Below are 14,813 nucleotides of genomic sequence, written 5' to 3' on the forward strand. Positions count from 1 at the left end.
TTGCTCAATGCATCGCGGTAAAGGTATGAAGTTTGTCGGTGATTCACGTGTAGTTGCACCTGAATCACGAAAACCGAAACTTCCTAAAGATTATTCAGAATACCCTGGCAAAACTGAAGCGTTCTGGCCTAACTTCCTTTTGAAAGAATGGATGATAGGTGCAGTTTTCCTGGTTGGCTTTTTATGTTTAACCGTTGCTCATCCGGCTCCGCTTGAAAGGATTGCGGACCCGACGGATACAGGTTATATTCCATTACCAGACTGGTATTTCTTATTCTTGTACCAATTGTTAAAGTATACTTACGCATCTGGGCCATATACGGTTATTGGTGCAATGATTATCCCAGGACTTGCTTTTGGAGGATTATTATTGGCTCCATTCCTTGATAATGGACCGGAACGCCGTGCAAGTAAGCGTCCAATTGCAACAGGAGCTATGTTATTGGCATTGGCTGCAACTGTGTTTTTAACTTGGCAATCTGTAGCTACACATGACTGGAAAGCTGCTGAACGTCAAGGGAAAATCGTTGAAAAAGTCGATATTGATAAGTCTTCAGAAGGATATCAAATCGCTAAAGATAACACGTGTATAACATGTCACGGTGAAAATCTTCAAGGCGGTGCCGGTGCACCAACCTTGATCGGTACAGGTTTAAAACCTGAAGAAATTGCTAAGATTGCAAAAGAAGGTAAAGGCGGCAAAATGCCTCCAGGTATCTTTAAAGGTGATGACGAACAGCTGAAGAAGCTATCTGAATTTATCGCGGGTCTTGGCGCAAAATAATGCTGCACTATAAAAGCTGACGGGATTACGTCAGCTTTTTTGTATATTCTGTAGCAAACTAAAAACGAATAATGGAAGGGGAGTCGTTGTGCGCTGGATTTACCCTCTTTTGGCCAATCGGTCGATTCTTAAATTGCTATTAATTGTCAATATAGCAGGAACAATCTATGGGTATTATTGGTATGGATGGCAGTTGGAGAATACCCCGGCTATATTTTTAATTTTTGTACCGGACAGTCCCACTGCAAGTCTCTTTTTTGTCTTTGTTCTTATTGCCTTTTTATTGAGAAAAAATTGGCCGCTGATGGAAGCACTGGCGATTGTCACACTTTTTAAATATGGAATTTGGGCTGTCGTGATGAATATCCTTGTTTTTGTTGTTCAAGGGGAATTGGATCCAGTCGGTTTTATGTTGATTTTCTCTCATTTTGCCATGGCAGTCCAAGGACTGTTATTCTCACCGTTTTATCGTCTCAAACTATGGCATTTAGTAGTGACTGCAATTTGGACACTGCATAACGATATCATCGATTATGTTTTCTTTATGCTGCCAAGCTATCAAATGCTTGACCGCTATATCCCGCAAATCGGCTACTTTACGTTTTGGCTGTCCATTCTTTCCATTGGAATTGCCTATTACCTATGTATCCGCCAAAAAAGTTTTAAACTTGAAATTAAATAATTCAATACTGTAAATTATGGTCTAACCTTGTCCACCCTTTCATACATTTTATTAGTAACGAAAAGGGGGACAAGGTTAGTGAATATAAAGAAGTTCCTGTTATTAGCAATTATATGTTTACTAATGCCGATATCAGTATATGCGGAAGGACAATCCCCGATGGAGCGGCTTGATGACATTTCCGATGAAGCTCTTCAAATGGTCAAGTTTCATAGATATGATGACGCCAGGAAGTTGCTTGATTATTTTTCTGATCAGTTTAAAGGTGTGACAGTCACCGGACAGCCATTAACAATGGATGAGGTTCGAATCATTAACACTTCCCATGACGAAGCAATGGAAGCAGCAGTAAGTCCAGATATGAAACATGAGGAACGTATTAATAAGTTGACGAAATTCAGGCTGGTTATGGATGCGATTGCCACAAGTCATCAGCCCCTATGGACGGAGATGGAAGGTCCGATCATGACAGCGTTCCATCAAGCCAGGGAAGCGGCTGTGAACGGTAATTCTGCGAACTTTCATGCAAGTTTTAATACGTTTTTATCTCTCTATAACGTCATTTACCCAAGTATGAAAATTGATGTTCCTGTGGAAAATATACAAAGATTAGATGCACGTATCAAATTTATTGATGAATATCGCTCTCAAGTTTTAACTGATTCACAAGGCCGGGTAGAGCTGGATAAACTTGATACAGACCTGCAGAATTTATTTGCCAATATAGAGGATGATGAGGCCGATCCTTCCCTTTGGTGGGTGATCATTTCAACAGGGAGTATTATCATTGCGACATTATCTTATGTCGGCTGGAGGAAGTACCAAGGGGAAAAGGATGTTAGAAAAGGCCGGTCCAGAGAGCATAAAGATTGACGCCTCTAAGCCCTTTTACTAAAATGTAAATCATCATAGAGCTCTCTTAGGAGGTTTCATCATGTATTTGCTATATTTTGCTTTCATCATTCTGATTCCTTTATGGGCACAGTGGAAAGTAAAAAGTACATTTACAAAGTATTCTAGAGTTTCTACCTCAACATATCGTAGAGGTGCAGAAGTGGCGAGGGAAATATTGAATGCCAACGGTTTATATAATGTTGCCGTAGAAGAAGGCCGTGGATTTTTAAGCGATCATTATGACCCAAGAAGCAAAACCGTTCGTTTGTCACCAGAAAATTACCACGGACATTCCATTGCAGCGGCAGCAGTTGCGGCTCATGAATGCGGACATGCCATTCAGGATGCTCAAGGATATGCATTTTTGCGGTTTCGACATGCCTTAGTTCCAGTTGCAAACCTTGGTTCAAATGCCTCATGGATTCTTATCATGATCGGCATATTTGCCCATCTGTCAGGAATGCTGCTGTTAGGAATTATTTGTATGGCAGCGGCTGTACTTTTTCAAATCGTAACTCTTCCTGTTGAATTTAACGCCTCAAGCCGGGCCATGAACCAAATTGCCTCTCTTAGATTGGTCGGCAGCGGCGAGGAAAGGGAGGCCCGCAAGGTTTTAAACGCGGCAGCCCTTACTTATGTAGCAGCGGCAGCTGTTGCCGTTCTGGAATTACTTAGATTAGTATTAATTTTTACTGGGATGAATCGAAGTGAAGATTAATCAGAAAAGGCTGACTCGTTCCCGAGTCAGCCTATTAGTCTGTTATCGGCATTTTATTTTCATCCAGCGTAAAGCCTTCCCCGTGGACATCATGGACGATAGAAATGGAGATAAATGCATGCGGGTCGACTGAAGTAATCAAATTTTTCAAACGCATAATTTCATTCTTAGCGACCACACAATATAGGACGTCCCGTTCATTTTTTGTATAGGAACCGAAACCTTTCAGAGCTGTAACACCGCGTTCCATCTCCTCCATAATTTTAGCGGCAATTTCATCGTTTTTCTCGGAAATAATCATCGCGCCTCTTGCTGAGTAGGCACCTTCTTGAATAAAGTCAATTACCCTGGCCCCAACAAAAACGGCAACCAAGGTATACATCGCCTGTTTGTAATTCAAATAGGTGATTAAGGAGAGGGTGATGACACAGACATCAAACAGAAACATCGTTTTGCCCATGTTCCAGCCAAAGTATTTTTGGACGAGTCGGGCAATAATATCAACGCCACCAGTTGTGCCGCCATACCTGAAGATGATTCCTAATCCGATACCGGCAAAAACTCCAGCAAACAAGGCAGCGAGCGTTAAGTCATGATTTAATGGCATGTCAATCGCGTTGCGCTGAATAATCCATAGAAAGACGGACACACTGACTGTCCCAATTAGTGTGTAAAAAAAGGCATTACGGCCAAGTAGCTTCCATCCTATAAAAAATAGCGGGATATTTAAAATCAAGTTGGTATACGACGGATCCCATTTCCAAAGGAAAAATAACAAAAGCGTGATCCCCGTAAAGCCGCCTTCCGCCAATTTGTTCTGCATATTAAAATGAACTAGTCCAAATGAAAATATCGCTGCTCCAAGCAGGATAAAAAGTATATTTTTTATTTTAAGGTTAAATATCATATCCTTCCTCCTCATCCATATTTTTCTTTCTAATGGCGGATTTAATTATATCGAATAATTTATTGTTGGGCAATCTGGCCAGCGAATTCCAATCATTCCGGTGAAAACATTTGTAAATCAGCCATAATTTAGCTAACATAAAATAGTGAGCAGGAGCATGCCTGCCTGACAAATAACAGCATCGTTTGGAGTGATAATGTTTGGCTAATGGGAAGACAATGAAAGAACTTCAAGAAGAAGTTGATGCATATATAAGTCAATTTAAAGAAGGATATTTTAGTCCTTTGGCAATGCTCGCAAGAATGACAGAGGAGCTAGGTGAACTGGCACGGGAAATCAACCATTATTATGGCGAGAAACCGAAGAAATCAACAGAAAGCGAGAAAGCTGTTGATGAGGAGCTTGGCGACCTTTTGTTTGTGTTAATTTGTCTTGCCAATTCCTTAAACATTGATTTGGAAAAAGCGCATGATTATGTGATGAACAAGTTTAATACACGGGATAAGGATCGTTGGACAAGAAAAAATCAGGAAAATATGGAGTGAGAAAAAATGGAGCAGATTAATATAATGATCGCAGGTCCTAGAGGTCGAATGGGCAGTGAAGCAGTAAAGCTTGCGGCAAAAGCTGAACACTTTAACCTAGTGGCTGTCCTTGACCATAAATATGATGGAATGATGCTTAGCGACATTGAGGGTTTTCAATCGATACATAACGTTCCCATTTATACCGATATTGAAAAGTGTTTACAAAATGTTCAGGCAGATGTACTAATCGACTTAACAACGCCAGAGTTTGGCATGCTGCACGCCAAAACAGCACTTAGCTATAATGTGCGGCCTGTGGTAGGTACGACTGGTTTTTCAAAAGAAAATCTTGAAGAATTAGAGCGCCTTTGCAAGGAAAAGGAATTAGGCTGTATTATCGCTCCAAATTTTGCAATAGGAGCGGTGCTAATGATGAAATTTTCGCAGCTTGCGGCAAAATATTTTCGTGATGTTGAAATTATTGAATTGCATCATGATAAAAAGCTAGATGCCCCGTCCGGTACAGCAGTTAAAACTGCTGAAATGATATCGGCTGTCAGGGAAGCGAAAAAACAAGGTCATGAAAATGAAAAAGAAACTATAACAGGAGCACGCGGTGCTGAATTTGACGGGATGCATATCCATTCTGTCCGCTTGCCTGGGCTGATTGCCCATCAGCAGGTATTATTCGGTTCAGACGGACAAACCTTAACCATCCGCCATGATTCCTATAACCGAGAATCATTTATGTCCGGTGTAAAGGTCGCTGTTGAAACGGTTATGAAACATAACAGCTTTGTGTACGGGCTGGAAAATATTTTGGACTAAAATAATCAAAGTTGGTGAAGGACATGCAAGGTAAATCACTTGATATTCTTGCATTTGGGGCCCATGCCGATGACGTCGAAATCGGCATGGCAGGCACAATTGCAAAATTAACAGCAGAAGGGTATCGGGTTGGAATATGTGATTTAACGGATGCGGATCTTTCCTCTAACGGAAATGTAGCACTAAGGAAAGCGGAAGCGGCTAAGGCTGCAGATGTTTTAGGGGTCTCATACCGGACCTCACTTGGGTTTCCTGATAGAGGGTTATATTTAAAGGATGAATACATACGAAAGATAGCTGATATCATTCGTCAACATAAGCCGAAACTCGTGTTTGCTCCTTTTTTGGAAGATCGTCATCCGGATCATGGGAATTGTGCCCGTCTCGTCGAAGAGGCGGTTTTTTCGGCGGCAATAAAAAAATATGAAACAGAATCTAGCGAGCCCCATCGGGTAAATAGATTGTATTTTTATATGATAAATGGCTTTCATAAGCCGGACTTTACTGTCGACATTTCCATGTCCATGGAGAAAAAAATAGCGGCATTACAATCCTATAAAAGTCAGTTCGACCGGACAGATACAAGCTACGACACACCTCTTGTCAATGGTTATATTGAAACCGTCGAGGCAAGAGAAAGAATGTTTGGGAAGCTGGTCAATGTTACATATGCGGAAGGCTTTAAAACAAAGGTTCCTATTCTATTGAACCGTGATTTGCTGGGAGATTAACGTATGAAAAAATTAAAAATTGGCATTACCTGTTATCCGACTGTCGGAGGTTCCGGGGTTGTCGCGACAGAATTGGGAAAACTCCTGGCTGAGAAGGGGCATGAGATTCATTTCATAACATCAAGCATCCCATTTCGGCTGAACAAAATCTATCATAACATCTATTATCATCAGGTAGAGGTAAACCAATATTCGGTTTTTCAATTTCCGCCCTATGATATCGCTCTCGCCAGTAAGATGGCAGAAGTGGCCAATCGTGAGAAACTGGATCTGCTCCATGTCCATTATGCTATCCCGCATGCGGTGTGCGCTATTTTGGCAAAGCAAATGGCAGGAAGGGATATAAAAATAGTCACCACCCTGCACGGTACTGACATCACCGTGCTTGGGTATGATCCGTCCCTCACAGATGCAATAAAATTTGGCATTGAAAAGTCAGATGCGGTGACGGCTGTTTCAAATGCATTAGTCCAGCAGACATATGAGGTTATCAATCCTGACAAGCAAATTGAAACAGTATATAACTTTATTGATGACCGAGTATATCAAAAAACAGATTCCAACCATTTAAGAGCTGAATTTGGGATAAGGGAAGATGAAAAGGTCATTATACATGTATCCAATTTCCGCGGCGTCAAGCGCGTCCAGGATGTGGTGAAAACATTTGCCAATATTTCCGCTGTGATGCCGGCGAAATTGTTGCTAGTCGGGGATGGACCCGAAATGACCATCCTTTGCAAGCAAGTCAGACAGCTTGGATTAGAGGATCAAGTCATTTTCCTAGGAAAACAAGAAAACCTCGAAGAGTTATATTCCATCAGTGATTTGATGCTCCTATTGTCGGAAAAGGAAAGCTTCGGTCTTGTTGCCCTAGAGGCAATGGCCTGCGGAGTGCCGGTGATTGGAACCAATGTAGGAGGGATCCCTGAGGTTATTGAGAACGGCAAAACGGGCTATACTTGTAACGTCGGTGATATCGGGGATATTTCTGATAAAGCAATTCGTCTATTGAATGATGGAGCTCTTCATCAGCAATTTTCACAGCAGTCAGAAGTAACAGTTAAAACGAAATTTAAAGCAGAGCAAATTGTCGAGCAATACGAAATGCTTTATTTTAAGCTGCTGAAATAAGGTGAGAAAAATATGAAAGAACCCTTTTTATCGGCTGTTCCAGTCATCAAAAGGCTTGAGTCCGCCGGATATGAAGCCTATTTTGTGGGCGGATCGGTTAGGGATTATTTACTTGGAAATAAAATTAGCGATGTCGACATTGCGACGTCAGCCACACCTGAAGAAGTGAAAGTCATTTTTCCTAAAACTGTTGATATCGGTATTCAACATGGAACGGTTCTTGTCCTGTTAAAAAACAATTCTTATGAAATTACCACCTTTCGGACCGAAGGAGAATATCAGGATTTTCGGAGGCCTAAGGAGGTTTCCTTTATTCGCAATCTTAACGAAGATCTGATGCGCAGGGATTTTACCATGAATGCCATCGCAATGGATGCACATGGCAGCATTATTGACCCTTTTGACGGTCAAACAGCCATTAAGGAAAGGGTTATTCGAACGGTAGGAAGCCCGGAGGAACGCTTTCGCGAAGACGCCCTAAGAATGATGAGAGCGGTACGCTTTGTCAGCCAGCTCTCTTTTCAAATTGCAGGTGAAACATTACTAGCTTTAAAAAAGGATGCACATCTGCTCAAAAAAATTGCTATTGAGAGGAAGAGAGCCGAGTTTGAAAAGCTGCTCTCTGGCGACAATCGAAAAAATGCTTTCAGGATTTTGCTTGAAACGCAGGTTTTTGAATATTTACCTGGGCTCAAGAAGCAGGAATTGAAAATTGAAAAATTACTTTCTTATCCATGTGATTCGTTAAATAAGAAAGAAATGTGGGGATTGCTTCTTTATTGTCTAGAACTTAATCAACAAGATAGCGAGGCTTTTCTTCGGAATTGGCGACTTCCTGTAAAGGAAATGAAAGAAATTCAGGACATCTTGCTATATGCCAAACAAAGACTTATGAAAGATTGGTCCCGTTACGATTTGTATACGGCTGGCAGCGAGACAATTCGATCCGCAGAAAAGCTTTATCTTGTTTTAAAAGGCATAAATGATTATGACTCTGTAAAGTATTGGTTAAACACTTACGACCATCTGCCTATCAAGCAGCGGTCTGAACTGGCTGTGACCGGAAGCGACATAATGGCTTGGCGGGAACAGGCAGGTGGCCCATGGCTGAAAGAGCTGCTTACTAGAATAGAACATGCAGTTTTGCAAGATGAAGTTGTAAACGAAAAAGAAAAGATAAAGGAGTGGCTGAAAGCGTGCAGTCAGAAATCAGAAAAAAATTGCTAGATTCCTTTACCAACGCTGGTGAATCCTATTTATCCGGCCAATTTCTTGCTGAATTAATTGGCTGCTCGCGAACGGCAGTCTGGAAGCATATCGAGGAATTAAGAAAAGAAGGCTTTGAACTTGAGGCGGTCAGGAAAAAAGGCTATCGAATTATCAAAACACCTGAAAAAATTACTGCCGATGAAATTAGACTTGGCTTGACTACAGAGTTTATTGGAAAAAACATCCATTACGAAGAAACCGTAGAATCAACCCAAAAGATTGCCCACAGATTATCTTCTGAAAATGTGCCAGAGGGAACAGTTGTAATAGCAGAGGAACAAATTTCCGGCAGGGGAAGAATGAATCGCCCGTGGCATTCACCAAAATATACAGGGATTTGGATGAGCCTTATCCTCCGTCCTAATATTCCATTGACAAAGGCGCCACAGTTAACGCTTTTAACAGCCGTGGCTATTGTCCAGGCAATCGAAGAAGTGACAGGCCTTAATCCGGAAATAAAATGGCCAAATGATATTTTGCTGAATGGGAAAAAAATAACCGGCATTTTGACTGAAATGCAGGCAGAGGCTGATCAGATTCATTCCATCATCATTGGGATGGGCTTGAACGTCAATCAGACAAAGGATGATTTCCCACCTGAATTGCAAAATATTGCAAGCTCTTTGTTGATTGAAAAAGGAGATGCACTTTCACGGGCCAGCATCATAAGAAGTATTTTTACCCATTTTGAAAAATTATATTTGCTCTTCCTCGAAAAAGGTTTTTACCCAATTAAACTGCTATGGGAAGGCTATGCCATAAGTATTGGGAAAATGATCAAAGCTAGAACCTTGACAGGTGTCATTGAAGGAAAAGCCCTTGGGATTACCGATGAAGGCGTTTTAAAGATTGAAGATGCATCCGGTGTGATTCACCATGTTTATTCCGCTGATATAGAACTATAATCCTAATATTTCATTCTGTACGGAATGGATAATATTTGCTATAATTTTTATGGGCAGTATCCCGAAGGAACTGCACCTTGGAAGTCTATAAAACTAAAAGGTATCTGCCTAGATCCGTAAAACGGACCGGGACAGAGGGATGGAACAAGAAGTAAAGTAACGAAAATCCTTCTGCCTTCAGAAGGATTTTTTTATTTAGCTTCTTATTTGTTTTATCACCTCTCCCCTAATTTAAGGAGGGAATAAGGATGAAGCAAACGACAGATTTTCTGAAGATGAAAGAAAAGAATGAAAAAATTGTAATGTTAACGGCTTATGATTATCCTTCGGCAAAGCAAGCGGAACAGGGTGGCGTAGATATGATTCTCGTCGGTGACTCTCTCGGAATGGTGGTTCTTGGTTATGATTCTACTATCCCTGTCACATTGAATGACATGATTCACCATGCAAAAGCTGTCAAGCGCGGGGCTAAAGAAACATTCATTGTTGTGGACATGCCATTTTTAACCTACCATTTATCGGTCAGGGATACATTAGTGAATGCAGGCAGATTGATTCAGGAAACCGGAGCACATGCTGTTAAGCTTGAAGGGGCGGATGAAGTCATCGAACATATTGCTGCCCTGACGCGGGCGGGAATTCCAGTGTGTGCCCATCTTGGCTTAACACCGCAGTCAGTCGGTGTATTAGGCGGCTACAAGGTTCAAGGCAAAGATGCAGATGCGGCAAAAAAGTTAATTGAAGACGCTAAAAAATGCGAAGAAGCAGGAGCATTCGCGCTCGTCTTGGAATGTGTTCCAAAGCAGTTAGCGGAGCAAGTAACAAAAGCCTTGTCTATTCCGGTAATTGGCATCGGTGCAGGAATTGATGTCGATGGCCAGGTGCTTGTCTATCATGATATTCTTGGCTACGGTGTTGAACGGGTTCCTAAATTCGTCAAACAGTACCATTCTGTAAGTCCATTTATGATTGAATCGATTCAAGCGTATGCCCAGGATGTGAAAAACAAACAGTTCCCTGAAGATAAGCACAGCTACACCATGAAGGAAGAGCAATTGCTCGTTTTATATGGAGGTAAAGAATGAAGGTTATTACAACCATAAAAGAGATGCAGACTGAAATCAACCAACAAAAAAGTGAGGGTAAATCGATTGGCTTTGTCCCAACGATGGGATATCTTCACGAAGGTCATCTCACTCTTATAAAGCAGGCCCGACAGGAAAATGATATTGTGGTTCTAAGTATCTTTGTCAACCCATTGCAATTTGGACCAACAGAGGACTTTTCCACATATCCTCGCGATTTTGAGCGAGACCGGGCGCTGGCCGAATGTGAACATGTCGACTACATTTTCCACCCAACAGTCAAGGAAATGTATCCAACTGAACCATCGGTGAAAGTCATTGTCCAGGCTCGGACCGATGTGTTATGCGGGAAATCGCGCCCTGGTCATTTTGATGGCGTCGCTACAGTTGTGTCTAAGCTTTTCCATATTGTCATGCCGACAAGGGCTTATTTTGGCAAAAAAGATGCGCAGCAGGTGGCGGTCATTGAAGGATTAGTTTCCGATCTCAATTTTCCACTAGAAGTAGTGGCGGTGGATATTGTCCGCGAAGAAGACGGGCTGGCCAAAAGCTCTCGTAATGTCAATTTGCTGCCCGAAGAAAGAAAGCAGGCAGTTGTTTTGTATAAAAGCCTGCAGGAAGCAAAAAAGGCAATTGACCAAGGCGAACGGAACCCTAACAGTTTAATCATTTTAATGAACGAAATGATTATGAGCAATTCGTCTGGGGTAGTCGACTATGCGGAGATTTATTCCTATCCTCAGTTAAAACCACTGGAAAAATTAGAGGGTAGGATAATCATAGCGCTTGCTGTAAAATTTACAAAGGTTCGTTTAATTGATAATCTCATTCTGGATATAGAGTAGACACTTGAATAGAGGAGGAACCACATTTTATGTTTCGCCACATGATGAACGGAAAAATCCATCGAGCAACAGTCACAGAAGCGAATTTAAACTATGTTGGCAGCATTACAATAGATGAGGATTTATTAGACGCAGTTGGCATGGTGCCGAACGAAAAGGTGCAAATTGTCAATAACAATAACGGAGCTCGTCTTGAAACCTATATCATCCCGGGTGAAAGAGGGTCTGGTGTTGTCTGCTTAAATGGGGCAGCCGCCCGCCTCGTACAGCCTGGAGATATTGTGATCATCATCTCCTATGCTCTTGTTGCAGAAGACAAAGTCCCTTACCATAAACCAAAAGTAGCGATTATGGACGAACTTAACCGGATAAAAGAACTTATTCATGCCGAACCGGCACATACAATTATGTAAAAAACCCCCCTTTATTTGGGATCAGTTTGTCGAGAAAGAATATCTTTCTCGGCAATTTTTCTATTTATTGATTGTTTCTGCTATCGGGCCTGTTGATTGCAGCGAAGTGCCTGGAGCGCCAATCAACAGACTTGTTGCCTGGCCCATTTTTATTAGAGGATTTTTCTTTTCAATGGGACTTTATTATAATGAATAGCGAATATATTAATTGTTTTCATTTTTTATTTTTTTATGTTACCGTTTAAGGAATGAAGCTTTGGGGTGTTATGTAAATGTCTAATAAATTTGTTGTAATCGATTTAGAAACTACCGGAAATCTTCCGAAGAAGGGCGACAAAATTATTCAATTTGCCGCTGTTGTAATTGAAGATGGACAAATAACGGAGAAATTTTCGTCACTGATCAATCCCCAAAAATCCATTCCGATATTTATAGAAGAGTTAACTGGAATCAATGATGAAATGGTGAAGAATGCCCCTGTTTTTTCAGAGATTGCTGCGAAGGTTTTTTCCTTGCTGGACGGGGCTTATTTTGTAGCCCATAATGTTTTATTTGATTTATCCTTTCTTCAAGAGGAATTAATCCAAGCCGGATTTGAAGGATTTTATGGGTCTGTCTTGGATACAGTGGAAATGTCGCGGATTCTATATCCGACAGCGGACGGATATAAACTTACTGATTTGGCTGAAATGCTAAACCTCAAGCACGATCGGCCTCACCAAGCCGACAGTGATGCGGAAGTGACTGCGGAAATTTTCCTGCTGTTGGTCCAGCGTTTACAACAGCTGCCCTTTATTACGCTTAAGCGGCTTTTTCCGTTATCCGGCGGATTAAAAAGCGACCTTGAGCAACTACTTGAAGAAATGATTGACAGCATGGATGAAAAGTCTGTACATAATGAGGATTTTGAGGCGTTCAGGGACCTCGCCATAAAAAAAGTGCTGCCTCAGCCGGAAACATCGTCAGAATTCCAGGCTTATCATTATCCTCAAGCCGAAGAAGAGAAATTAAGGCTGATGAAAAGCGGCCTTAAATCCTTTGAGAACCGGACAGGGCAATTTCAGATGATGGATGTGGTCTACAATGCCTTCGTATCCGAGCGTCATACGTTAATCGAAGCAGGAACGGGAGTAGGAAAATCGTTAGGGTATCTGCTGCCAGCTGTCTTCTTTGCTAAACAGCGGAAACAGCCGATCATCGTCAGTACACATACCACTCAGCTGCAGGAGCAAATATTAAGAAAAGAAATACCCCTTCTCGAAAAAATGATTCCTTTTCCGGTAAAGGCTGTGCTCTTAAAAGGCAGGAGCCATTATATCTGCTTGGAAAAATTTCATCAGTCGCTGCTTGATGAAAACGATAACTATGATACCACCTTAACAAAGATGCAGATTCTTGTTTGGTTAACCGAGACAGAAACCGGTGATAAGGATGAACTGAATCTTTCCAGCGGCGGATTCCTTTTTTGGAATAAAATTAAAAATGAGCAAACCGCTTTTTCAAAACATCCTGATTGGGAAGAACGGGATTTTTATTTGCGAGCAAAAAAAGAGGCTAAAGTCTCGGATATTGTTATTACCAATCATTCTTTATTATTAAGTGATATTAAAAGGAACGGCGCTGTTTTGCCGGAATATGATTTTGTCGTTATTGACGAAGGACATCATTTGGAAAAAGTGGCAGTTCAATTCTTTGGTACCTCCTTGGATTACCTATCTGCAAGAATGCTGGCCGGTCAATTTGGTTTATACGAACAAGAACAGCTTTTTTATGAACTAGAAAAGATTCTTGCTATTTATCCTTTCACGAAGGAACCGATTATCCATACATTTGAGCTTAATCAAATGATGATAGACTTTTCGTATGAAATGGATGAATTTTTTAAGTTAATTGCTCTATTTGCTAAAAAGAGGATTAATAACAAAAATGGATATTACCGCACAAAAATCCCTTTTAGTAAACCTGATAGTTCTAAAGAAAGAATGGCTTTAGTGCATAGTGCGGAAAGGCTATCATTTTTAATAAAGGATTTGCATGCCGCAATTAGTAAAAGGGTGGAATGGATTATTTCCCAAAAGGATGGGTTAACCAAAAAGCAGGAGGGGAAAATCGAGGAAGTCCATGTGTTTCTTATGGAATTAGAGGAATTAAGGGGCAGGGTAATAAACAGCTTTTTAAGGGACACCAATGATGTTAAATGGATTGAAATCGATGTACGTGCACCGCAGAATATAACAACCTTTATCGCACAGCCGGCCAGTGTAGCGGCTGCTTTAGAAAAATATTTTTTCGCTAGTAAAAAGGCAGCAGTCATTACTTCTGCAACGTTAACTGTTAATAATACCTTTGACTTTTTTCTCAAGGAAATCGGCCTTAATTCCAGTAATCCGGAAAAGGTAATCATCCCCTCTCCTTTTAATTACAAGGAACAGGTACAGCTGATAATTCCTGATGATTTGCCCGAAATCAATTCGGTTTCCTTGGATGAATTTGTGATTGCCATAACCGAGAACATCATCACGATTGCTGAGGCGACGAAAGGAAGGATGCTGCTTCTTTTTACTGCGTATGACATGCTGAAGAAAACGTACGAATTGATAAAGGAAAGCGGCTTTCTCGATGACTATGTATTAATTGCCCAAGGGATTACGAGCGGGAGCAGAACAAGGTTGACGAGAAATTTCCAGCGCTATGAAAAGGCCATTCTGTTAGGAACGAGCAGTTTTTGGGAGGGTGTGGATATCCCAGGGGAGGATTTATCATGCCTGTGTTTAGTACGGCTTCCCTTCAGCTCACCGGATGAGCCGTTAACAATGGCGAAATGCCAAATAATTGAGGAAAGTGGCGGCAATGCCTTTTTTGAATATTCTCTGCCTGAAGCTGTACTAAGGTTTAAACAAGGCTTTGGCCGGTTAATCCGAACTGAAACAGATAGGGGGATTGTGATTGTTTTTGACAAGCGGATAATCACAACGAAATATGGAAAGGCCTTCTTAAATTCCATTCCGCCAGTCACGATAAAAAAAGAATCGGCCAAAGAAATAGTCAAAATTATTCAATCCTGGTTATGATAAAATTTGGAAGAAATACACAT

At 41.2% G+C, this 14,813-nt stretch carries 15 protein-coding genes; 14 read left to right on the top strand and 1 reads right to left on the bottom strand.

Annotated features, from left to right (window positions below; translation table 11 throughout):
• Positions 1-7 precede the first annotated feature (7 nt).
• The 4 genes from ACNQGS_RS09225 (at position 8) to ACNQGS_RS09240 (ending at position 3,078) form a co-directional block, all read left to right on the top strand.
• Positions 8-784, top strand: coding sequence for a c-type cytochrome (locus ACNQGS_RS09225; RefSeq protein ID WP_464490958.1), 777 nt, complete (start codon positions 8-10; stop codon positions 782-784).
• Positions 785-872: 88 nt separating this feature from the next.
• The gene (gene lhaT, locus ACNQGS_RS09230; RefSeq protein WP_491487067.1) at positions 873-1,466 is read left to right on the top strand and encodes a lipoprotein heptaprenylglyceryl N-acetyltransferase LhaT; all 594 of its coding nucleotides are present in this window, start codon (positions 873-875) and stop codon (positions 1,464-1,466) included.
• Positions 1,467-1,544: 78 nt separating this feature from the next.
• Positions 1,545-2,339, top strand: coding sequence for a sporulation protein YpjB (gene ypjB / locus ACNQGS_RS09235; RefSeq protein ID WP_491487068.1), 795 nt, complete (start codon positions 1,545-1,547; stop codon positions 2,337-2,339).
• A 61-nt stretch (positions 2,340-2,400) separates the two neighbouring features.
• Positions 2,401-3,078: a zinc metallopeptidase gene (locus tag ACNQGS_RS09240; RefSeq protein ID WP_213145042.1), complete on the top strand. Its 678-nt coding sequence runs from the start codon at positions 2,401-2,403 to the stop codon at positions 3,076-3,078.
• Between the two features lie 34 nt (positions 3,079-3,112).
• Here the strand turns inward: ACNQGS_RS09240 and ACNQGS_RS09245 are convergent, their stop codons facing one another.
• Positions 3,113-3,985: a YitT family protein gene (locus tag ACNQGS_RS09245; RefSeq protein ID WP_491487069.1), complete on the bottom strand. Its 873-nt coding sequence runs from the start codon at positions 3,983-3,985 to the stop codon at positions 3,113-3,115.
• 218 nt (positions 3,986-4,203) lie between these two features.
• On the opposite strand from ACNQGS_RS09245, the gene ACNQGS_RS09250 reads away from it, so the two are divergent.
• The 10 genes from ACNQGS_RS09250 (at position 4,204) to dinG (ending at position 14,790) form a co-directional block, all read left to right on the top strand.
• A complete protein-coding gene (locus ACNQGS_RS09250; protein ID WP_213145310.1) occupies positions 4,204-4,530 on the top strand; it encodes a nucleotide pyrophosphohydrolase in 327 nt (108 codons plus the stop codon).
• A gap of 6 nt (positions 4,531-4,536) precedes the next feature.
• Positions 4,537-5,340, top strand: coding sequence for a 4-hydroxy-tetrahydrodipicolinate reductase (gene dapB, locus ACNQGS_RS09255; protein ID WP_491487070.1), 804 nt, complete (start codon positions 4,537-4,539; stop codon positions 5,338-5,340).
• A 23-nt stretch (positions 5,341-5,363) separates the two neighbouring features.
• Entirely contained in the window at positions 5,364-6,071 is a 708-nt protein-coding gene (bshB1, locus tag ACNQGS_RS09260; RefSeq protein WP_491487099.1) for a bacillithiol biosynthesis deacetylase BshB1, read from the top strand.
• Positions 6,072-6,074: 3 nt separating this feature from the next.
• Positions 6,075-7,202: an N-acetyl-alpha-D-glucosaminyl L-malate synthase BshA gene (gene bshA, locus ACNQGS_RS09265; protein WP_491487071.1), complete on the top strand. Its 1,128-nt coding sequence runs from the start codon at positions 6,075-6,077 to the stop codon at positions 7,200-7,202.
• A 12-nt stretch (positions 7,203-7,214) separates the two neighbouring features.
• Positions 7,215-8,429, top strand: a complete 1,215-nt coding sequence (locus ACNQGS_RS09270; protein WP_491487072.1) for a CCA tRNA nucleotidyltransferase — start codon at positions 7,215-7,217, stop codon at positions 8,427-8,429.
• A complete protein-coding gene (locus ACNQGS_RS09275) occupies positions 8,399-9,376 on the top strand; it encodes a biotin--[acetyl-CoA-carboxylase] ligase (protein WP_213145047.1) in 978 nt (325 codons plus the stop codon). The genes ACNQGS_RS09270 and ACNQGS_RS09275 overlap by 31 nt, the downstream gene beginning before the upstream one ends.
• A 248-nt stretch (positions 9,377-9,624) precedes the next feature.
• The gene (panB, locus tag ACNQGS_RS09280) at positions 9,625-10,461 is read left to right on the top strand and encodes a 3-methyl-2-oxobutanoate hydroxymethyltransferase (RefSeq protein WP_464490951.1); all 837 of its coding nucleotides are present in this window, start codon (positions 9,625-9,627) and stop codon (positions 10,459-10,461) included.
• A complete protein-coding gene (gene panC / locus ACNQGS_RS09285; protein ID WP_491487073.1) occupies positions 10,458-11,306 on the top strand; it encodes a pantoate--beta-alanine ligase in 849 nt (282 codons plus the stop codon). The genes panB and panC overlap by 4 nt, the downstream gene beginning before the upstream one ends.
• Before the next feature lie 29 nt (positions 11,307-11,335).
• Complete coding sequence (panD, locus tag ACNQGS_RS09290) at positions 11,336-11,719, top strand: aspartate 1-decarboxylase (protein ID WP_213145050.1); 384 nt, start codon at positions 11,336-11,338, stop codon at positions 11,717-11,719.
• Positions 11,720-11,991: 272 nt separating this feature from the next.
• Positions 11,992-14,790, top strand: coding sequence for an ATP-dependent DNA helicase DinG (dinG, locus tag ACNQGS_RS09295; RefSeq protein ID WP_491487074.1), 2,799 nt, complete (start codon positions 11,992-11,994; stop codon positions 14,788-14,790).
• The last annotated feature ends 23 nt before the right edge of the window (positions 14,791-14,813 follow it).

The sequence above is a fragment of the Neobacillus sp. PVCKKU3 genome (genome assembly GCF_058323225.1).